This is a genomic window from Anaerococcus sp. Marseille-P9784 (assembly GCF_902500265.1).
In the GTDB taxonomy this organism is placed as follows: domain Bacteria; phylum Bacillota; class Clostridia; order Tissierellales; family Peptoniphilaceae; genus Anaerococcus.
Genome location: NZ_CABVOZ010000002.1, coordinates 495,671 through 516,582, shown reverse-complemented (window position 1 = coordinate 516,582; position 20,912 = coordinate 495,671). Strand labels below are relative to the sequence as shown.

Sequence of the window (20,912 nt, the reverse complement as noted above, 5' to 3'; positions counted from 1 at the left end):
GATTTATGAATTTACAATCATGGATTTTACTAATATTGATAGTTTGTCTTTGTGCATTTATAGTCTATAAAAGATTTATAGTAAATGACAACAAAACAGGCTGTAAGGACTGCTCTTGCCATAATAATAATAAATTATTTAATAACAAATAATGAATTTAAAAACTAATCCTTGTTTTCTTGGATTAGTTTTTTTATATTTTTTTAAAAAAAGTTAAAAAAAAATCAAAAATATCACATTATGGTATTGATAATCAATATCATAATGTGATATAATAATATCAAATAAAATTTAAGGAGAAAATTATGGCAAAAATAGCAATAATTTACTGGTCAGGAACCGGTAATACAGAAGCAATGGCAAATGCTATTGCAAATAGAATAAATGAGAAGAACGAAGCTTTATTTGTAACTTGCAGCGAATTTTCAAAAGATAGAATTAAAGAATTTGATGGATTTGCTTTTGGTTGCCCAGCAATGGGAAATGAAGAGCTAGAAGATAGCGAATTTGAACCAATGTTTGCAAGTGTTGAAAATGATTTGGCAGGAAAACCTGTTGTGATATTTGGTTCTTACGAATGGAATGATGGAGAATGGATGAGAACTTGGCAAGAAAGATGTGAAAATGACAATATCAACCTTGCTTCTGATGGACTCGCAGCATATGACTATCCTGATGATGAGGCAATTGATGCTTGTAAAGATTTAGCAGATGATCTCCTTGCAAAATTGTAGATGGCAGATGAAATATTAGCTTTATACTGTAGCCAAGTTTTAGGGCAAATTAAGCCTGCTAATTTATTTACTATTTCCAATGAAGCCTATGATGTGGATTATTTGATAAAAATTTGGAATGAGGATTTTAACAAGATTGATATTTATTTTACTCTTATATCAAAGAGAAAAAATACATCTTCAATACTTTGTTTTAGAAAGGCTAATCTACTTGAATCAATAAATTCCAAACAAACAAAAATTTATTTGACTTCTTGTGGTTATCAGACAAATAACCTTGATACTTGCATAAAATGTTTGCAAAAAAAACTTTTGGCCAATAATTTTCCCCATGAAATTGGACTATTTTTGGGATATCCTTACGAAGATGTCATGGGATTTATAGAAAATAATGGCAAAAATTATTTGTGCAGTGGTTATTTCAAAGTTTATAAAAATAAGCAAGAAAAACTAAAGCTTTTTGAAATGTATAATAAAGTTAGGACTGAGTATAAGGCAATGGTGGATAAAAACATAGAATTAAAAAACATATTAGTAAAGAAAAATTAATATAGTAATTGTTAAGAAATTAATAGACATCGGTAAAGGTCTCCAATATAAAATAACCGATAGAAATGTACATGCGTAAACACAAATAGTAAAAAAGCAATCATTTAGCTATTTAGCCTAGTGATTGCTTTTTTATTTAAATATTATTTTAAAAATTATCCTATCAATACTCTGTGGAAAACTTTTTTACCTTTTCTTATTATTATCTTTCCGTCTTTAAACAAATCTTCTGTAATCTCAAAGGTAGTATCTGTAATTTTTTCGTCATCGATAGAAACTCCACCTTGGCTTACAAGTCTTCTTGCTTCACCATTAGATTTAGTAAGTCCTAGATCTGTCATCATTTGCAAAAGTCCCTTTGGCAAATCATTTTTGCTGATATTTGTAGTTGGCATAGCATCTTCATTGCCAGCTCCTGCAAATAAAGCTTTTGCAGCATCAAGTGCCTTCTTTGCTTCTTCTTCGCCATGGACTAATTTAGTAACCTCAAAGGCTAGAATTTCTTTGGCGTGGTTTATGTCTTTAGCATCTTTAGCTTGTCCTAATTCCCTACATTCTTTAGTTGGTAAAAATGTCAATTGCAATAAGAATTTCTCAACATCTCTATCATCTACATTTCTCATATATTGGAAAAGTTCATAAGGACTTGTCTTTTCGCTATCAAGCCATACAGCTCCTTTTTGGCTTTTGCCCATTTTTACTCCATCAGCTGTTGTAAGAAGTGAAAAAGTCATGCCATAAGCTTCGCCATTTTCGTGTTTTTTGATTAGATCTACTCCGCCTATGATGTTTGACCATTGGTCAGAGCCTCCTATTTCAAGAGTTACCCCATCATCTCTATACATTTTAAGAAAATCGTAAGATTGTAAGAGCATATAAGAAAATTCAAAAAATGTAAGGCCACCAGCTGCCATACGGTTTTTGTAGGCGTCTTTTTTAAGCATTTCATTTACCAAAAATTCGCTGCCGACATCTCTTAAAAATTCTAAGAATTTTAACTCAAGCAGCCAATCTTTGTTATTTAGCAAAGTTGCTTTTCCATCAGAAAAATCCAAAAATCTTTGGAATTGTTTGTAAAAACATTCTGCATTGTGGTTTATTTTTTCTACTGTCATAACTTGTCGCATATCGCTTCTTCCTGATGGGTCACCGATTAGGGTTGTTCCGCCACCTAGTAGGGCAACAGGTCTATGGCCATAATTTTGCATGCGCATCATAACCATAATTTGAATTAAATGGCCAACAGTTAGTGAATCTGCGGTGGCGTCAAAACCACAATAAAATTTAACAGATTCATTTTTAAGCTTTTTCTTTAGTTCTTCTTCATTTGTAGATTGTTCATAATATCCACGATCAACTAGTTCGTCAAAAACATTATCGTATTCTTTTTTGTAAGCGTGTAACATAATTCCTCCTAAAAATAAGCACAAAAAAAGAGCATAAGAGGGCGAAAATCGCGGTACCACCTCTTTTTATACTCTATGCCTTGACAGACCCAAGGCTGGCGTAAAACAAAAGAAAGTTGTAATTCGGAATAATCCTACTGGTCTTTCTTATAAGTTTATATTTATTTTTAGTATACACTTTTATTAGCAATTAACAAGGAAAATGAAATAAAGCTTAAAAGAAGTAAAATATAATTATATTTCAATCGAAAGGATTAAGAATGACAGAGAAAAAACCATATTATATAACAACTCCAATATATTATCCTAATAGCAACTTACATATTGGAAATACTTATACTTCAATTATTGCAGATGTTTTAAAAAGATATAAAAATTTACAAGGCTATGATGCTTATCTTACAACAGGGACTGATGAGCATGGCCAAAAAATCATGAGAAGTGCAATAAATGCTGGCAAATCTCCTAAAGAATTTGTAGATAAAATTGCAGAAGAAACCATAGAACTTTGGAAAAAACTTGAAATTGATTATGATTGTTTTATCCGCTCAACAGAAGCTCAACATGAAGAAGATGTAAAAAATATTTTTACCAAACTTTATGAAAAAGGCGATATTTACAAGGGTGAATACAAGGGATATTATTGCACACCTTGCGAAGCTTTTTGGACTGAGGCTCAATTAGTAGATGGCAAATGCCCTGATTGCGGAAGAGATGTTGAATATCAAGAAGAAGAAACCTACTTTTTTAGACTTTCAAAATACGAAGATAAATTAAAAGAACTCTTTAAAAATCATCCAGAATTTCTAGAACCTCAATTTAGACAAAAAGAAATGCTTAACAATTTTATCGAAAAAGGCCTTACAGATTTATCTGTAACTCGTAATTCTTTTGATTGGGGAGTTGATGTTCCTTTTGATAATAAGCATGTAGTTTATGTTTGGATTGACGCCTTATCTTGTTATTTATCAGCCATTGGTTATGGAGATGATAAGGAGAAATTTAATAAATATTGGCCAGCAAGCGTTCATTTAATAGGCAAAGATATAGTAAGATTTCACACTATTATTTGGCCAGCACTTTTGATGGCTCTTGATTTGCCACTTCCAGAAAAAGTTTTTGCCCACGGTTGGATTTTGTTTGATAACGATAAGATGAGCAAATCTAAGGGAAATATCATGTATCCAGAACCACTTTGTGAACTTTATGGAGTGGACGCCCTAAAATATTTTGTCCTTCGTGAATTTAATTTTGGATCTGATGGAAATTTCTCAAGCAGAAAATTTATGGAAAGATATAATTCTGACTTAGTAAATGACTTGGGTAATCTTCTTTCAAGAACTACATCAATGATCGATAAATATAACGGTGGCATAATCGCTAAGGGAAGTGTTTCTGATGAGGTTGATGATCAGTTAAAAGCTTTGGCAAATGAAACTTACCATAATTTTGTAAGCCAAATGGATGCCTTTAAATTTAACGATGCTCTTCAAAGCCTTTGGACTTTCATCAGACGTGCCAACAAATATGTAGATGAAACTGAGCCTTGGATTTTGGGAAGAGATGAAGCAAACAAAGAAAGATTAAACACTGTTTTGTATAATTTGGCAGAATCTTTAAGAATTGTCGCTCAATTAATAGAGCCAGTGATGAAAAACACCAGCAAGGAAATTTTGGAAAAACTTGCTTGTGAAAATAAAGGCTTTGCTTCAGCAGGAGAATTTGGACTTCTAGAAGAAGGATTAAAGGTAAATAAGGGTGCTAATTTATTTGATAGATTGGATATCGACAAAGAATTAGTAAAATTACACGATAAAAACAATGCCCTAATTGAAAAAAGGCTTGGTAAAAATAAATCAAGCGAAAAAGAAGAAGAAAAAAATGAAATCTCTTATGACGATTTTGCCAAAGTTGATTTTGTCGTTGGCAAAGTTTTGGAATGCAAAAATCATCCAGATGCTGACAAATTATTAGTATTTAGCGTTGATATTGGTGAAGATAAGCCAAGAACAATCATTTCTGGCATCAAAAAATGGTATGAGCCAAGCGATTTAGTTGGCAAAAATGTTATAGTGGTTAAAAACCTTGCTCCTCGAAAAATGCGTGGAATTGAAAGCCAAGGAATGATTTTATCAGCAGAATTTGATGAAGACTTATCAATTTTAACCACCTTAAGCAATATGAAGCCAGGAAGTAAGGTTTCATAATGAAATTAATTGATTCACACTGCCATATTTGCGATGGCAAGTTTGACAATGACAGGTCATTTATAATTAGTGACCTGTCTAATTTTTCTGTAAATGCCCTCATCTTGCCAGCCACAAATCTAGAAGATTCACTAGAAAATATTAAACTTTCAAAAGCTTACGATAACATCTACCCCATGGTAGGCCTTCATCCAGAAGAAGTCGACCATATAGGCGATTGCGATTTGGAAAAAATTGAAGATTTAGCAAAAAATGAAAAAATCGTAGCAATAGGCGAAATCGGTCTTGATTATTATTGGAGAGATGACAATAAGGAAAAACAAAAAGAAATTTTTATAAAACAGCTTGATTTGGCAAGAAAATTAAATTTGCCAGCAGTTATCCATCAAAGATCTTCAAAAGAAGATACTATGGAGATTTTAAAAAATTTCACAGACTTAAAAATTCAAATTCATTGCTTTTCTGATGATTTGGAAACTTTAGAAACTTATATGAATATGGGTTTTTACATCTCTATTGGCGGAGTTGTAACATTTTCCAATGGCAAAAACGAACAAATTGCCGCAAGAAATGTAAATTTGGATAGATTAATGCTTGAAACAGATAGTCCTTACCTTAGCCCAGAGCCTTACAGAGGACTTAGAAATGACCCTAGAAAAATCATCGAAGTTGCAAGAAAAATCGCCGAACTTAGGGATATGAAATTAGAAAAGCTTTGTAAAAAAACTTACAACAATACCAAGGAGTTTTTTGATTTATGATTAAAGAAACAATAGTTGTCGAAGGCAAAGATGACATAGCAAATGTAAAAAGAGCGGTAGATTGCGAAATGATTTGCACAAATGGTCTAAGCTTTGGCAAGGATTTGATAGAAAAACTTAAAAAAATAAATGACCTTACGGGGATAATAATTTTGACAGATCCAGATTATGCTGGAAAAAAAATCAGAGCTAGGATAAAAAGAGAGATTCCAACAGCCAAAGACGCCTACATCGACAGGAAAAATGCTATCAAAAAAAATGACTTGGGAGTAGAAAATGCAGATCCACAAGTAATAATAGAAGCATTAAATAGAGCTAAAGCGGAAGTTGTTGAAAAAAGAAATGAATTTACCATGGCTGATTTGTTAGAAAATGACCTAACCATAGGTAAAAACTCCAAAATTAGACGCGAAAAGCTTGGAGATTTATTGGGTATAGGCTACTACAATTCCAAACAACTTTTATCCAAACTAAATTCATTTGGGATTAAAAGAGAAGACTTTAACCAGGCGGTAGACAAATTATGAAAAAACTTTATTCACCAAAAATTGTAAAAGAGATAATAGATCTCTACGATTTTAAATTCAAAAAATCTCTTGGACAAAATTTCCTAATCGATAAGAATTTTGTAGATAAAATAATTGATATAGCAGATATAGAAAATGAAAATGTCCTTGAAATTGGGCCTGGAATTGGAACTATCACTTATGAAATGGCAAAAACAGCCAAAAAAGTCTTAGCAGTAGAGATAGATGAGAATTTAATTCCAATTTTACAGCAAAATCTTGAAGAATTTTCAAATGTCAAAGTTATTAACCAAGATATATTAAAAGTCGACCTAAAAAAACTCATAGCAGAAGAATTTAGCAACCAAAGTTTTAAGGTTGTTTCAAATCTTCCCTACTACATCACAACGCCAATAATCGAACTACTAATTACATCTAATTTTCCTTGCCAGGATATGACCATTATGGTTCAAAAAGAAGTTGCTCAAAGGATGGTGGCAAGTGCTAATGACAAAGATTATTCTTCCTTATCAGTCTTTGTTAAATTTTATTCCGATGCCAAAATTTTGGTGAATTTGCCAAAAACAGTCTTTATGCCTCAACCAAAAATCGATTCAAGCATTTTAAATCTAAAACTTAGAATTTATGATGAAAAGGTCGATCAAAAGAAATTATTTAATCTTGTAAGAGCAGGCTTTAACAAAAGAAGAAAGACGATTTTGAATTCACTATCGGATGTGGCAAGCAAGGAAGATCTTAAAATTGCCTTTGAAAAAACAGGCCTTAGGGAAAATCTACGAGCTGAAAATTTATCTTTAGATGATTTTATCAAATTAGCTGATATTTTATAAAAAATCGGGTATAAATCTTTAAGTAGAATATAAAAGGAGTTAATAATGGCAGAAATAAAAATTTATACATCAAATACTTGTGTTTTTTGCAAGGCTGCAAAACAATATTTTAATGAAAATAATATTGAATTTAAAGAAATGAACATCGATGAGAATCCAGATGCTGTGGAATATCTTGTTTCCAAAGGATACAGAGGAGTTCCAGTAATAAATATCGATGGCGAAGACATTGTAGGATTTGACAAGGCAGCTATCGAAAAAAAATTAGGCCTATAAAATTAAAGACTGTTGCTAAATGAACTTTAGATAAAAGTTTTGCAAGCAACAGTTTTTTCTGTTTCTATATATTAGTTTTAAAAAAATGCTATAATATGACTAGGAGGAATACAATGTTTGATTTTATAAGTGCTAAAGAAAGAGTTGACCAAGTAATAAACAAAACTCATTTGTTTTATTCAGATTATTTTTCAGATTTGTCTAATAATAAGGTGTACATAAAACCGGAAAATTTGCAAAAAACTGGTTCTTTTAAAATAAGAGGAGCCTACAATAAGCTATCAAAACTGGAAGATAACCAAAAAGAAAAGGGAATTATTACAGCATCAGCTGGAAATCACGCCCAAGGGGTAGCTTTTTCTGCCAATAAATTAGGAATTGATGCTACAATTTGTATGCCGGAGCAAACTCCGATGATAAAAGTCGAGGGAACTTTAAAATATGGGGCAAATGTCGTTTTATATGGAGAAAATTTTGACGAATGTAAAGAGCATGCCATAAAATTAGCCGAAGAAAAAGGCTTTACCTTTATTCCGCCATTTGATGATTTGGACGTTATAGAAGGTCAAGGAACCATAGCCTTAGAAATTGTCGATGAACTTGAATATGTGGATTATGTAATAGTTCCAGTTGGCGGTGGCGGCCTTATAGCAGGTCTTGCCAAATGTATCAAACAAATTAGTCCTTTAATAAAAGTAATTGGAGTTGAGCCGGTAAGTGCTGCTTCCATGCAAGAGGCAATCAAAAAAGGTAAAATAGTAAAATTAGACGGAGTTGATACCATAGCAGATGGAACTGCTGTTGCTGAAGTTGGCAAATACACTTATGAAATAGCTAAAGATTATGTAGATGATTGGGTAAGTGTAAGTGATGAGGAAATTTTGATGGCACTAATTAGCCTAATGGAGCGTCACAAATTAATAGCAGAACCATCAGGGGCTTTATCCTTAGCAGCCTTGAACAAATTAAATTTTTACAATAAAAACGTAGTTTCACTTGTAAGTGGTGGTAATATCGATATGAGCTTTATTTCTCAACTTATAAATAGAGGTCTATATGAAACAGGAAGAATTACAAGAATCACTGTAGAAATACCAAATATTCCAGGAAAACTTCAGGCACTTTTATCTGATATAGCCTATACCAAGGCCAATGTTATTTCTATAAACCATGATAGCTTAAAAGCTTCAAGCAGATATAAAAATATAAATGTAGAAATTACCCTAGAAACAAATGGTATGGATCATGTAAATAAAATTAGAGATGTAATTACTAAGAAAGGATATATAATACATTGAAATTTGAACAATTGATTAAGAAAATTTCTTATATATCAGCAAAAAAACAAAATGATAGTGAAATAAAAGAAATTAGCAATAATTCCAAGGATTGTAGCCACGCCGATACTTTTGCTGCAATCAAGGGCAATGTCTTGGATGGTCATAAATACATAGAAGATGCAATAGAAAATGGGGCAAAAACTATAATCCACACTGAAGACATTGATTATTTGGATAATATAAATTATATAAAAGTTTCTGATAGCAGAAAAATAACCTCAGAAATTTCAAATATTTTGGCAGATTTTCCAGCAAAAAAAATGACCCTTGTTGGAGTAACTGGCACCAACGGCAAAACCACAACTGCTTCTTTGATTTATTTTTTGATTAAGGAAATTTTTGGATCTGCCACAAATATTGGAACAGACGGAGCTTTTGTAAATGGTCAAAGGATTGAAACTCCAAACACAACACCTAATATATTTTTCATAAATAAAGTTTTAAATGAAAGTCTTAAAAAAAATATTAATAGGGCTGTAATTGAAGCAAGCTCCCACGGCCTTGACCAAAACAGACTTTTGGGAATAAATTTCGATTACGGAGTTTTTACAAATCTTTCGGCAGAGCATTTAGATTATCATAAAACAATGGATAATTATTTTGCTGCAAAAATGAAACTTTTTGAGGTTAGCAAGGTAAAAATAGCAAATTTTGACGATCCTTATGGGAGAAAATCTAAAGAACTTTTTAATGATGTAATTACTTTTGGGCTAAATGAAGGCTCTGATTATAGAGCTTATGACATCAAAAAAATAGGAAAAACTACACATTTTGAAGTAAAAGATCAAGATTTTACTATTAATTCCATAGCAGATTATGAAGTTTATAACTCACTTGCTGCCATAACTTGTCTAAATCAAATGGGCGTTGATCTTAAAGAAATCTCAGAAAATCTCATCAAATTTAAGGGAATTCCATCAAGATTTCAATTTATAGAAAATGATTTGGGCAAAAATATAGTAATAGATTTTGCTCACACCCCAGTGGCTTTTGATTCGCTTTTTAAAACAATTCCAAAAGATGTAAAAACTTACGCAGTTTTTGGAGTAAATGGGGATAGAAATTTTGAATTTAGAAAATCCACTGGAAATATTTGCGCCAAAAACAAGGTCTTTGCAGTTCTTACAACAGATGATAATAAATTTGATACTTATGAAAATATAACAAGTGATGTAATTTCTGGAATTGAAGAATTTCATGGAGAATATATAAAGATCGAAAATCGCAAAGAAGCCATCAAATGGGCTATAAAAAACGCCAACAAAGGCGATTATATAGTAACTCTTGGCAAGGGCGAAGAAAGATTTCTAAAACATCACGGCAACGAAAAAACATATTATAATGAATATGAAACCATACACGAAGCTTTAAGGGAAATATGAAAATCTTAGTAATTGGAGCAGGAATTGCAGGCTTATTTTTTGCAAATTTTATGGACTGTGGTGAAATTACAATTTTAGAAAAAAACGAATTTTCTGGCAGAAAATTACTTGCAAGTGGAAATGGTCGCTGTAACTTTACAAATCTAAATTTTTCTTACGATTTTTATAAATCAGAAAATGAAGACTTTTTCAAATATGCCTTAGATAATTTTACAAATTACGATTTGATAAAATACCTAAATAATATTGGAATCGCAACGACAAATCTTCCTTCTGGTAGATGCTATCCAAAAACCATGTCAAGTAAAACTATTAGAGATGCTTTGTATAATTCTTCAAAAGAAAATGCTAAATTTATCTTTAATCAAGAAGTAGAAGCTATAAATTTTTTAAAAAAAGAAGTTGAAACTAATGAAAAATCATATTCCTATGACAAATTAGTTTTTGCGACAGGTGGCAAAAGCTTGGCAAATTCTGGATCTGATGGCAAAATTTTTGCTTTAATAAAAAATGAAATTCCTCTTACAAAAATGACCTATGGGATTACAAATTTTGAAAGTAAAGAAAAATTTAGCAAAAAAGCCAAGGGAACAAGAATTACCGGCAAGGCTAGCTTGTTTGTGGAAGGGAAATTTATAAAATCTTCAATAGATGATATAATTTTTCAAGATTATGGCCTTACTGGCACTGCAATTTTGGATATTTCAAATGAATTATCCCTTGCTTTAAGAGATAAGAAAAAAGTATCTGTTGAAATTGACTTTTATCCAGAGAAAACTTACCAGGAATTTTATGATTTTTTAGAAAAAACAATAAAGAATTTTCCAAATAAATCTTTATACGATTTATTAATCGGTATAATAAATGAGAAGCTTATAGGAGATGTAATTAAATTGCTAAAGCTAAGTCCTAAGAAAAAATTGTGTGAATTAAAAACTTACGACTTGGAAAAATTAGTTAAAACTTTAAAAAATCTAAGCTTTGAAATTACAAAAATTCACGATAGTGAAAATGCCCAGCTGACAATTGGTGGAGTTGACACTAAATTTGTAAATCCTAAAACTATGGAGTCAAAAATTTTCCCGGATGTGTTTTTTATCGGAGAAATTTTGGATGTTAATGGAGCTTGTGGAGGCTATAATATCCAATGGGCATCATCTTCTGCAAAAGTTTTAGCTGATTATTTAAGGAGCTTAAATGTTTAAAATTAGTAGAAATTTAAATGAAATGAAATATAACGGCGAGTCGATAAAACTTGCTATAATTGGCTGTGGCAAAATGGGAACTTCACTTATTTCACAGCTTGCAAATATCGATGCCATGGAGGTTAAACTTGTAATCGATAAAACTCCGCAAAAAGCTATCAAAGCCTTGGTAAAATCTGGAGTTAATGAAGATAAGATAATTTATACAGATGATTATAACGAAGGCTATGAAATTTTGGAAAAGGGTTATGTTTGTGTTTCAACAAATTACAGACTTTCTTACAAACTTTTGCAAATAAATGCAGTTATCGATTGTACTGGAAATCCTTCTTTTGGGGCAGTTATTGCAAGAAAAACTATCCAATATCATAAACACATGATTTCTTTTAATGTGGAATGTGAAGCGACAGTTGGCCCTGTTTTAGCAGATATGGCAAGAAAAGCTGGAGTTGTGTATACTGGAATTTTGGGAGATGAGCCGGGAGCTATAATTGATCTTTGCGAATATGCTTTTGGTATGGGACTTGAAGTTTTGGTAGCCGCTAAGGGCAAAAATAACAGGCTTGACAATTACCAAACTCCAGAAAATCTCATGGAAGAAGCAAAAGCAAAAGATCTTAATCCAAAAATGCTAACAAGTTTTGTAGATGGAACTAACACCATGATAGAGCTAAATAGTGTTTGCAATGCTCTTGGATTTTTGCCAGATACATTTGGTTGCCATGGAATAAAAACAAGCCCAGAAACAGCTGTCAATGATTTTAAATTAAAAAAAGATGGTGGAATTTTAAATAATTATAAGGTCGTTGAATTTTCCCAAGGAATGGCTCCTGGAGTTTTTATTATAGTTACAAGTGATAAGGAAGATGTAAGAGATTTGATGAAATTTTTAGGTTTTGGAGATGGACCAAATTATTTGATGTATAGGCCATACCATCTAACAAGTCTTGAAGCACCAATTACAATTTATAAGGCAGTTGTGGAAAATGAAGCTACTATAGTTCCAATTCAAGGCCAAGTTGCAGATACAGTAACAGTTGCAAAAAGAGATATCAAAAAAGGCGAAACTTTGGATGGAATTGGTTCGGAAAAAGTTTTTGGCAAACTAACAAGCCATGTTCGATCTATTGATGAAGATTTGCTGCCAATTGGTCTGATTACTCCAAAAACCAAGGCAATTTGTGATATCAAAAAAGATAGTCTTATAAATATGTCTATGGTAGAAATTGACGAAAAAGCAACCATAACAAGATTAAGACGTAGACAAAATTCAATGAAACTTTAAAAAGAAAAACAGCTGCTTAGTAAAATAAGGTGACCCCACAAAGTTGGACCTAATACCAGAGTTAGAACTAAACTAGCCCTGGTATTTCTTTGTCCTATCCTACCCCTAGGGGTAGGAAATTTTTATGCTGCATTCTTCTTTCTGTATTCTATTGGTGATAAGTATCCTAATTTTTCTTTTATTCTTTCTTCGTTGTAATATTTTATGAAATCTTCAATTGTTTGTTTTAAGTGCTCGTATGAATAGAATTTATTTCCGTAATATATTTCTTGTTTTAATATCCCAAAGAAATTTTCCATTGGTGAGTTGTCTAAGCAATTTCCTTTTCTTGACATGGATTGAGTGATGTCATTTTCTTCTAGTTTTGATGTGTATTGCTTTACTTGGTATGCCCAGCCTTGATCAGAGTGGAATATTCTTTTTTCTTTATTTTTATTAGTTACCTCTATTGCTTTGTCTAAGGCTTTTAAGATTGGTTCTATTGTTGGGTGTTTTGATATTTCATAGCTAAGTATTTCACTGTTGTACATATCTAGGTATGGGTTTAGATAGAGTTTCTTTATTTGATATGTTCCTGTTTTATCTTTTTCTAAATACTTAAATTCTGTTGTGTCTGTTGTTATTTGTGTGTATGGTGTTTCCACTTTAAAGTTTCTTTTTATTTTGTTGTCTGATATTTTTCCTACCTGTCCTTTGTAGGATGAGTATTTTCTTGTTTTTCTTGAATAGCTTTTTACTTGAAGTTTTAACTTTTGAACTAATCGTTGTACTTTCTTTTTGTTTATTATCAGTCCTGATCTTTTTAACATTGCTGTTATTCTTCTGTAGCCGTAGTTTGGATTGTCTTTTCTTATTTTAAGTATTTTCTTTTCTAATTCTAGATCTTTATTTGGTTTATTTAAGCGTTTTTGCCAATACATGTATGTTGATTTGGCAATGTTAAAGTATTTTAACAAGTCTTTTAGTTTGTATTTATCTCTTAAGACTTTGATTGTTTCAGCAATTGTCTTATTTCTGTATCTGTCATTTGAGACAATTCTATCTTTTTTTTTATTGCATCATTTTCTAATTGAAGCCAATAGTTTTCTTCTTCTAATTTCTTTATCTTTTCTTTTAGTTGTGCTTGTGTTAATGATTCATTTTCTAAATTAGTTATGTTTGCTGATGATTCTATTTTAGTGTCTTTTGATCTCTTTGGGGATTTTGGCATTTTTGAAGGTCTTCCTCTCTTTTTAGATCTAAGTCCTTCAATTCCTTTTTCTCTATATTCATTGACCCATCGGGTGATTATTGATGGATTATTGATTTTAAGATTGTTTGCTAGGCTTTGATAGGACATTTCTCCTGTTAAGTACAAGTTTACTACATTTAACTTGAATTCCAAAGTATATTGTGTATTTTTTCTTTTTACTTTTAGTCCTTCATAGCCTTGTGATTTGTATGCATTTACCCAGCTTTTCACTACGCTTTCTGATGGTATGCAATATTTGTCTGATAAAGATTTATATGAGATGTTTGATTCTAAATATTCTTTTACTACTTTCATTTTGAATTCTGTGCTATATTTTGCCATTAAAAAACTGACCTCCGTTAGTTAGTTTTTAGGTCTAACTTTTGGGGGTCAGTTCAAAAATCTAAGCAAGCTGTTTTATTTTTTGAAAGAATTAATTGAAAATTTCTGCTAATTTTGTATCTTCTAAATTTTTGCCGTTAAATACAAGATCTTTTACATCATTTTGCATTTTTATGTCATTCCAGAGGATGCCACCTACAAATTTGCCGTCTTTTTTGAAAAGTTTGTAGATGTTGCCATCTTTTTCAGTTTTCATTTCTTCAATGCCTTCTCCAGAAGTCATTCCTGCTGAAAATACCTTGATATTTCCAATCATCAAAGTTGAGAATGGTTTTGGTTTTTCGTAAGTTTCCTTTGCTCCAGTCATATTGCGACCGACAATTTTGCCCATTTCTTGACTTGCTGTCCAAAGACCGATGGTAAAGTTTCCAATTTGTGCACAATCGCCTGCAGCATATACATTTTCTTTTTTGCTTTGTAAATTGTCATTTACAATTATTCCACGGTCAACTTCAAGATTAGAATTTTTTGCAAGATCGATAATTGAGCGAACTCCTGCTTGAACCATTATCACATCTGCTTTTATTTCTTCGCCGTTAGAAAGTTTGATGCCAGAAACTTTGCCATCATTTACCAAGATTTCTTCTGTTGCTTTGCCAGTAAAAGTTTTAATACCCATATCATTTAAGGATTTTTCAAGTTTTTTAGAAAGCTCATGATCTAATTGACGATTTAGGATATAATCAGCTGCCTCGATAACAGAAACTTCTTTGCCTAATTCCTTTACAGAAAAAGCAGCTTCAAGACCTAGGATTCCTCCACCAATTATTACAACTTCTTTCTTATCAGCAGCATATTCTTTAAAACTTATCAAATCATCAAGACTTCTTATAGCAAATACGCCCTTGCTTTCAACATTTTTGATTGGAGGAACGAAAGCTCTTGCACCAGTTGCCAAAAGAACTTTAGCGTATTCTATTTCTTCTCCATCTGCCAAAATAGCCTTGTTATTTTCTAAATCTAGTTTTTCAACTTCGGTATCTAATTTCTCTTCGATATTCTTTTCTTGGTACCAAGCTTCTTTTTTGACATATATATCATCTTTGTCAAAATCTTTAGCTATCAAAGCTGAAAGTCTTGTTCTCCAGTATGTTGGAATTTCTTCCTTTGAAACTATTAAAATTTTGCCGTTTTCATCGTTTTTTCTAATTTCTTCTGCAGCGGCAAGACCTGCTATGCCGTTACCTATAATTAAATAATCGTACATTTACACCTCTTTATAATTCTATAATTTACTCTATACATAAATTTTACCCTAAATTTAACAAATTACATTAAAGCCAAATGGTATAATAATTTTATGAGGAAAGCAAATATAAATGATTTAGATAAAATTAAAGAAATTGTAAAAAAAGCGAAAATTTCACTAAAAAATGACGGTGTAGACCAATGGCAAAGAGGAAATCCAGATGAAAAACTTTTGATTCGTCAAATCTCAAGCGGTAAATCCTATGTTCTTGAAAAAAACGGAGAAATATTAGCCTACGCTTTTTTATCCGATGAAGAAGAAAAGACCTATGAGCCTGTAATAAATAAGATGAAGGGAGAAAATTATTTTGTAATCCATACTTTTTGTGTGGATACTGACCATAGGGGAGAAGGCCTTGCAAGTATTTTTTTTGATGAAATTATAAAAAAAGCCAAAGAAAGCGGTAAAGATTGCCTAAGAATTGATACTCACGAGGATAATTTCAGGATGAGATCCTTGATTGAGAAAATGAACTTTTCTTATGTCGGAGAAATTTTTATTGATGATAGCGGTGTTTTTATAAAAAGATTTGCCTATGAGTTGATCTTATGATTAATGACAAACAAAAAGAAGTAATCTATGAGGCAAAAACTCCAGCAGCAATCATTGCTGGACCTGGAACTGGCAAAACTTTTACTATTGTAAAAAAAGTTATTGAACTGATAAAAGTAGAGGGAATTGCCGCCAATAAAATTTTAATTACAACTTTTACCAAAAAAGCTGCCAAGGAACTAAATACTAGAATCATCAGCGAATTTAAAAAAGAGGGGATAAATTCCAACTTAATTGACCTAAAAATCGGTAATTTTCACTCTTTGGCAAATATTTATATAGATAAATACAAAAAACTTGACGATGATTTTTTTAAAGAAAAAGTTATAGATTCTTACTTTGAACAATATTTGTTAGAAAAAAATCTATCCTTATTTGAAAAAATAGATGGTTTTGACAAATATTTGGGAGCAAATAAAGTTTTGGGAATTCAAGGGATTTTTGCAGAAATTACCAACAATCTAATCGATCTTGAAATCCTTAAAAATTCAAAAGATCCAAAAGATAGATTTGCCTACGAAATTTATCAAAGTCACTTAAAACTTCTAAAAGATAAAAAATTGTTGAATTTTCAAATGATTTTGAAAAATTTTTACGACCTACTTGCTGATGAGGAAATCGGAGATCAAATCAGAAAGTCCATAGATTTTGTAATAATCGATGAATATCAAGATACAAATTTTATCCAACAAGAAATTGCCTTTAAATTATTAAAGGGCAAAAATATCATGGTTTTTGGAGATGACGACCAGGCTCTTTACAGATTTAGAGGAGCAGATCCTAAAAATATCACAAATTTTGATGAGATTTGCCAGGAAAAATTGGGAGTTTCTGCGAATTTTTACAAGTTGGATATTAATTATAGGTCAAATCAAGCCATAATTGATAAGGCACAGAAATTTTTAAATACAAGTGGGATAGTCGAGAAAAAAGAAATTGTGGCTTTTGATGAAAATGAAAATGCCAACTGCCTAGTAAGAGCTAGGGCTGATAATTTTGAAAATTTATACAAGATTATCAAAATTTTAAATGAGAAAATCGCCCTTAACCAGATTGGATTTTTATTTCCAACTTTAAATTCTAATTATCCAAAAAATTTACAAAACTATTTGGAAAAAAGAGGACTTAAAGTTCTAAATTTGGGCAGGAGTCAGTTTTTTGACAGAAATGAGATTAGGATTTTAATCTACATTTTAGTAAAAATTTTTAGCTCTTATCCTTCAAATCTTTCTTATCAGAAAGATTTATCTTACGATCAGATGCAAAAATTATATTTTAGAAGATATCTAGCAGAGCTTTTTGACGATCAAAGCTTTAAAAATAAAGAAATAGATAGCTTTATAGAAAAAATTAGAAATAATGGTCCAAAAACCATTAGCCAGATAATTTATAAGGCTTTTGCCATTAAAAACTTACAAGATATTTTAGGGAAAAAACTTGGAGATTTGGAAAGTGATAGAGCCTTAAATAATATTGGAACTTTCACAAAGCTTGTTAGTGAATATGAGGAAATTTTTGCAAGTGATAGAAAAAACTATTTTTTAGAATTTATCTACGGTTATATCTTCTATTTTTTCAAGAACAATTCTATAAAAGAATTTGATGAAATTGATAAAACATACGATGCCATAAATTTTATGACCATACACAATTCCAAGGGTCTCGAATTTGACGTGGTTTTTGTTTCAGGATTAAATGATTTTCCAAGAGCAAATAGTAGAGGAATCTTAGATAAATATAAAAATCAATCTAAGGATAAAAATTTGGAAGAAATTGATTTTTACAGAAAATATTACACCGCCTTTACCAGAGCAAAAAATCTATTGGTAATTTTGGATAATTCAACAGATTCTAGACTAATTGATTTTGCCAATAATCTTGATGATAGCTCAAAACTTTCGACTATTAATTTCATTCGCTATGAAGAAAAGATTGAAAAAGAAATCCTTGCCTTTACCACAGATATTGAAGTTTACGAATCTTGCCCATTAAAATATAAATTTCTTAGAAAATTAAGATTTACCTTGCCAAAAAATCCAAGTCTAATTTTTGGAAGTAGAGTTCACCAAATTTGCCAATATATAGAAGAAAATAGAGAAAATCCAAAGCTAGATTATAATCTTAATATTTTCTTAGAAAAAAATCCTGCTTACAAAAATTCTATAAGAAATTTTAGGGAAAAAAATTTTCCTATAATTGCTAGTGAGGTGAATTACAAGGCTGATAGGGATTTTTATATACTTCAAGGAAATATCGACGCCATTTTTTCTGATGGATCAATTATAGATTTCAAAACAGGATCATACACAGAGGAAAGCTTAAAAGCCTATCAAAAACAATTAATTACCTACAAATATCTAAGAGAAATTAATAAAGCTTCTACAAAAGATTTGCTATTATATTTTATCGAAAAAGATGAGCTTATAAAAGTTGATGAAAAAGCATTCGACATAGAAAGTATTGATAGGATAGCAAAAAATATTTTAAGCGAAAATATTTATGAAAAAACCGATGATATAAAGCTTTGCAAATATTGTCCAATGAAATATTATTGTAGTCGTCCTTGATAAAATCCTACTGTGTAATACAATATAGTAGGGTGATAAAATGATAGATTCTCAAATGTTAAAAGGAGTAATAGAAGGAGTTATCCTTCATATAATAAAAAATAACCAAACCTATGGTTATGAGCTTGTTGAAGAGCTAAAAAGGAATGGATTTTACACGATGACAGAAGGAACTGTCTATCCGATTCTAAAAAGATTAAACCAAAAAGGTTTTATTTTGGGTGCTTATAAAAAATCTGAAATAGGACCTAGAAGAAAATATTACTATATTACACACGCTGGAAAAGTCTATTTATCAAGCTTTTACAAAAGCTATGAGGAACTTACAGTTTGCGTTAATAACGTAATTGATGGGAATAAAAAATGAGAGTAGATAAAATGATTGGCAATTCTAATCTTGATACGAGAAAAAATATCAAGAAAAACGCCAAAAAAGGTGGCTTAGTAATAAATGGGCAAATAGTAAAAGATTCCTCTACACAAGTTGATCCAAAAATCGATCAGGTTTTCTATATGGGAGAATTTGTAGATTATTTTGAAAATATTTATATAATGATGAATAAACCAGCAGGTGTTTTATCTTCTACTGACGATAAAGAAAGAACAGTAATAGATTTGCTTGATGAATTTTATCAAGGACTTAATTTATCAATAGCTGGAAGATTAGACAAGGACACAAGAGGATTGATTCTACTATCCACCGATGGTAAATTTATCCACAAAGTTACAAGCCCAAATTCTAATATTGAGAAAACTTATCTGGTAGAAACAAGAGATAAAATAGATAAGTCGCTTATAGAGGAATTTAAAAAAGGTGTTTATATTAAGGAAGATAATTATACAGCAAGACCTGCAAAATTAGAAATTTTGGAAGATAAAAAAGCCTTGGTAAAAGTTACCGAAGGGAAATTTCACCTGGTGAAAAGATTATTTTCAAATCTTTCTAATGAAGTAGTAGGCTTAAAAAGAATTGCAATTGGCAATTTAGAACTTGATCCTGTGTTAAAAGAAGGAGAATATATAGAATTATCCGAAGAAGATTTATCTTTGTTTTTGGATTAATTTGTAATATAATAAAAAAATACTATGGATGAGGAGTTAAAGAAATGTACAAAAAATATATAAAAAACATATTAGATTTTATATTTTCATTAATATTTCTAATAATTCTAAGTCCATTGATTTTGATAGTTGGACTTATTTCAAAAATAAATGAGCCTAAGGCAACTATATTATTTAAACAAAAAAGAGCTGGAGTTGATAATAAAGCTTTCATTTGTTATAAATTTAGATCTATGAAAATGACAGCACCTAATAATGCTTCAACCTATGAACTTGAAAATCCAGATGAATTTATAACCCCTTGGGGGAAATTTTTAAGAAAAACTTCTATCGATGAAATCCCACAATTATTTAATATTTTAAAAGGCGATATGAGTTTTATTGGGCCAAGACCTGTAATACTTAAAGAAAAAGAGCTCTTAGATCTAAGATATGAAAATGGAGCAGCAAGTGTAAAGCCTGGCATAACTGGACTTTCACAAATTTCTGGAAGAGATAATCTTCCACCAGAAATAAAAGCTAAAACAGATGGAATTTATGCAAATGATATCAGTTTTAGAAATGATTTGAAAATTTTGCTAAAAACCATACCTAAAGTATTGAAAGCTGAAGGGGTTAGCGAGGGTAAAAAAGAATTTTAAAAAAACTTAGGAAAAGATTTGCAAAAATAAAAATATATGATAAAATATATATATAATAAGATGAATGATGAGAACGAGCCAATGTAATTTTTAGGGGCTCGTTTTGTTCTTTTATTGGAGGTATGATGTCTAGCATTAGTGTATTAGAAGAACTTTATGATAATCCAGTAATTATGGCAATTAAAAATAATAAGGATTTGCATAAATGTTTGGAAAGCGAAAATAGAGTGGTCTTTGTTTTATACGGTAATATAGAAACGATTCCACACATAGTAAAAAAACTTAAGGATGCAAATAAAGTTGTTATAGTACACGAGGATTTGATTGAGGGCTTATCAAGTTCTAATTATGCTGCTAGCTTTATAAAAAATTATACCCAAGCCGATGGAGTGATTTCGACAAGACCTTCAAATGTTACCTATGCAAGAAAACTTGGTTTATTTACTATCCTAAGATTTTTCTTAATAGATAGCATAAGTTTTGAAAACATGAAACAAACTATTAAGGATGTTAATTGTGATGCAATAGAAATTCTTCCGGGTGTTTTGCCTGACCAAATGAAAGAAGTTAAAAAACGAACCAATATTCCACTTATAGCAGGTGGTTTAATTGCTAAAAGAGAAGAAGTTATAAATGCTTTAAACGCAGGGGCGATAGCAATCTCATCTTCAAATTATAAAGTATGGCTTATGTAGGAGGAGATAAT

The 20,912-nt window shown here is 30.9% G+C and carries 22 protein-coding genes; 18 read left to right on the top strand and 4 right to left on the bottom strand.

Features of this window, described 5'->3' with window-relative positions; all coding sequences use genetic code 11:
• Positions 1-5 precede the first annotated feature (5 nt).
• From GAN53_RS06360 to GAN53_RS06350, 3 genes are all read left to right on the top strand, one after another.
• Positions 6-152: a FeoB-associated Cys-rich membrane protein gene (locus GAN53_RS06360; protein WP_151410123.1), complete on the top strand. Its 147-nt coding sequence runs from the start codon at positions 6-8 to the stop codon at positions 150-152.
• A 153-nt stretch (positions 153-305) separates the two neighbouring features.
• Positions 306-734, top strand: a complete 429-nt coding sequence (locus GAN53_RS06355; RefSeq protein WP_151410121.1) for a flavodoxin — start codon at positions 306-308, stop codon at positions 732-734.
• Positions 735-1,283, top strand: a complete 549-nt coding sequence (locus tag GAN53_RS06350) for a DUF3793 family protein (protein WP_151410118.1) — start codon at positions 735-737, stop codon at positions 1,281-1,283.
• A gap of 155 nt (positions 1,284-1,438) precedes the next feature.
• Here GAN53_RS06350 and tyrS read toward each other — a convergent pair whose 3' ends face one another.
• On the bottom strand, positions 1,439-2,689 hold the full coding sequence (gene tyrS, locus GAN53_RS06345) for a tyrosine--tRNA ligase (protein ID WP_151410115.1): 1,251 nt from the start codon (positions 2,687-2,689) through the stop codon (positions 1,439-1,441).
• Positions 2,690-2,949: 260 nt separating this feature from the next.
• On the opposite strand from tyrS, the gene metG reads away from it, so the two are divergent.
• From metG to GAN53_RS06300, 9 genes are all read left to right on the top strand, one after another.
• Positions 2,950-4,896: a methionine--tRNA ligase gene (gene metG / locus GAN53_RS06340; RefSeq protein WP_151410113.1), complete on the top strand. Its 1,947-nt coding sequence runs from the start codon at positions 2,950-2,952 to the stop codon at positions 4,894-4,896.
• A complete protein-coding gene (locus tag GAN53_RS06335; protein WP_151410111.1) occupies positions 4,896-5,657 on the top strand; it encodes a TatD family hydrolase in 762 nt (253 codons plus the stop codon). The genes metG and GAN53_RS06335 overlap by 1 nt, the downstream gene beginning before the upstream one ends.
• Entirely contained in the window at positions 5,654-6,184 is a 531-nt protein-coding gene (gene rnmV / locus GAN53_RS06330; RefSeq protein WP_151410108.1) for a ribonuclease M5, read from the top strand. The genes GAN53_RS06335 and rnmV overlap by 4 nt, the downstream gene beginning before the upstream one ends.
• A complete protein-coding gene (rsmA, locus tag GAN53_RS06325) occupies positions 6,181-7,014 on the top strand; it encodes a 16S rRNA (adenine(1518)-N(6)/adenine(1519)-N(6))-dimethyltransferase RsmA (RefSeq protein WP_151410106.1) in 834 nt (277 codons plus the stop codon). The genes rnmV and rsmA overlap by 4 nt, the downstream gene beginning before the upstream one ends.
• A gap of 45 nt (positions 7,015-7,059) precedes the next feature.
• Positions 7,060-7,290, top strand: a complete 231-nt coding sequence (locus GAN53_RS06320) for a glutaredoxin family protein (RefSeq protein ID WP_099321169.1) — start codon at positions 7,060-7,062, stop codon at positions 7,288-7,290.
• A 113-nt stretch (positions 7,291-7,403) separates the two neighbouring features.
• Positions 7,404-8,588, top strand: a complete 1,185-nt coding sequence (gene ilvA / locus GAN53_RS06315; RefSeq protein ID WP_151410104.1) for a threonine ammonia-lyase — start codon at positions 7,404-7,406, stop codon at positions 8,586-8,588.
• Positions 8,585-10,012, top strand: coding sequence for a UDP-N-acetylmuramoyl-L-alanyl-D-glutamate--2,6-diaminopimelate ligase (locus GAN53_RS06310; RefSeq protein ID WP_151410102.1), 1,428 nt, complete (start codon positions 8,585-8,587; stop codon positions 10,010-10,012). Before ilvA ends, GAN53_RS06310 begins: the two co-directional genes overlap by 4 nt.
• Positions 10,009-11,217, top strand: coding sequence for an aminoacetone oxidase family FAD-binding enzyme (locus tag GAN53_RS06305; RefSeq protein WP_151410100.1), 1,209 nt, complete (start codon positions 10,009-10,011; stop codon positions 11,215-11,217). The genes GAN53_RS06310 and GAN53_RS06305 overlap by 4 nt, the downstream gene beginning before the upstream one ends.
• Positions 11,210-12,502, top strand: a complete 1,293-nt coding sequence (locus GAN53_RS06300) for an NAD(P)H-dependent oxidoreductase (RefSeq protein WP_151410097.1) — start codon at positions 11,210-11,212, stop codon at positions 12,500-12,502. The genes GAN53_RS06305 and GAN53_RS06300 overlap by 8 nt, the downstream gene beginning before the upstream one ends.
• 122 nt (positions 12,503-12,624) lie before the next feature.
• Here the strand turns inward: GAN53_RS06300 and GAN53_RS06295 are convergent, their stop codons facing one another.
• The 3 genes from GAN53_RS06295 to GAN53_RS06285 form a co-directional block, all read right to left on the bottom strand.
• Entirely contained in the window at positions 12,625-13,494 is an 870-nt protein-coding gene (locus GAN53_RS06295) for an IS3 family transposase (RefSeq protein ID WP_263969942.1), read from the bottom strand.
• A complete protein-coding gene (locus GAN53_RS06290) occupies positions 13,482-14,075 on the bottom strand; it encodes a helix-turn-helix domain-containing protein (RefSeq protein WP_151409095.1) in 594 nt (197 codons plus the stop codon). The genes GAN53_RS06295 and GAN53_RS06290 overlap by 13 nt, the downstream gene beginning before the upstream one ends.
• A 91-nt stretch (positions 14,076-14,166) precedes the next feature.
• Positions 14,167-15,342 (bottom strand): NAD(P)/FAD-dependent oxidoreductase, encoded by a 1,176-nt coding sequence (locus tag GAN53_RS06285; RefSeq protein ID WP_151410096.1) that lies wholly within the window; start codon positions 15,340-15,342, stop codon positions 14,167-14,169.
• Positions 15,343-15,435: 93 nt separating this feature from the next.
• Here GAN53_RS06285 and GAN53_RS06280 point away from each other — a divergent pair, with 93 nt between their 5' ends.
• The 6 genes from GAN53_RS06280 (at position 15,436) to GAN53_RS06255 (ending at position 20,901) form a co-directional block, all read left to right on the top strand.
• Entirely contained in the window at positions 15,436-15,936 is a 501-nt protein-coding gene (locus GAN53_RS06280) for a GNAT family N-acetyltransferase (protein ID WP_151410094.1), read from the top strand.
• Complete coding sequence (locus GAN53_RS06275; protein WP_151410086.1) at positions 15,933-18,503, top strand: ATP-dependent DNA helicase; 2,571 nt, start codon at positions 15,933-15,935, stop codon at positions 18,501-18,503. Before GAN53_RS06280 ends, GAN53_RS06275 begins: the two co-directional genes overlap by 4 nt.
• Before the next feature lie 40 nt (positions 18,504-18,543).
• Entirely contained in the window at positions 18,544-18,870 is a 327-nt protein-coding gene (locus GAN53_RS06270; RefSeq protein ID WP_192574098.1) for a PadR family transcriptional regulator, read from the top strand.
• Complete coding sequence (locus GAN53_RS06265; protein ID WP_151410084.1) at positions 18,867-19,565, top strand: 16S rRNA pseudouridine(516) synthase; 699 nt, start codon at positions 18,867-18,869, stop codon at positions 19,563-19,565. Before GAN53_RS06270 ends, GAN53_RS06265 begins: the two co-directional genes overlap by 4 nt.
• A 44-nt stretch (positions 19,566-19,609) precedes the next feature.
• A complete protein-coding gene (locus GAN53_RS06260; RefSeq protein ID WP_151410082.1) occupies positions 19,610-20,206 on the top strand; it encodes a sugar transferase in 597 nt (198 codons plus the stop codon).
• Positions 20,207-20,331: 125 nt separating this feature from the next.
• Positions 20,332-20,901, top strand: a complete 570-nt coding sequence (locus GAN53_RS06255) for a glycerol-3-phosphate responsive antiterminator (protein ID WP_151410080.1) — start codon at positions 20,332-20,334, stop codon at positions 20,899-20,901.
• The last annotated feature ends 11 nt before the right edge of the window (positions 20,902-20,912 follow it).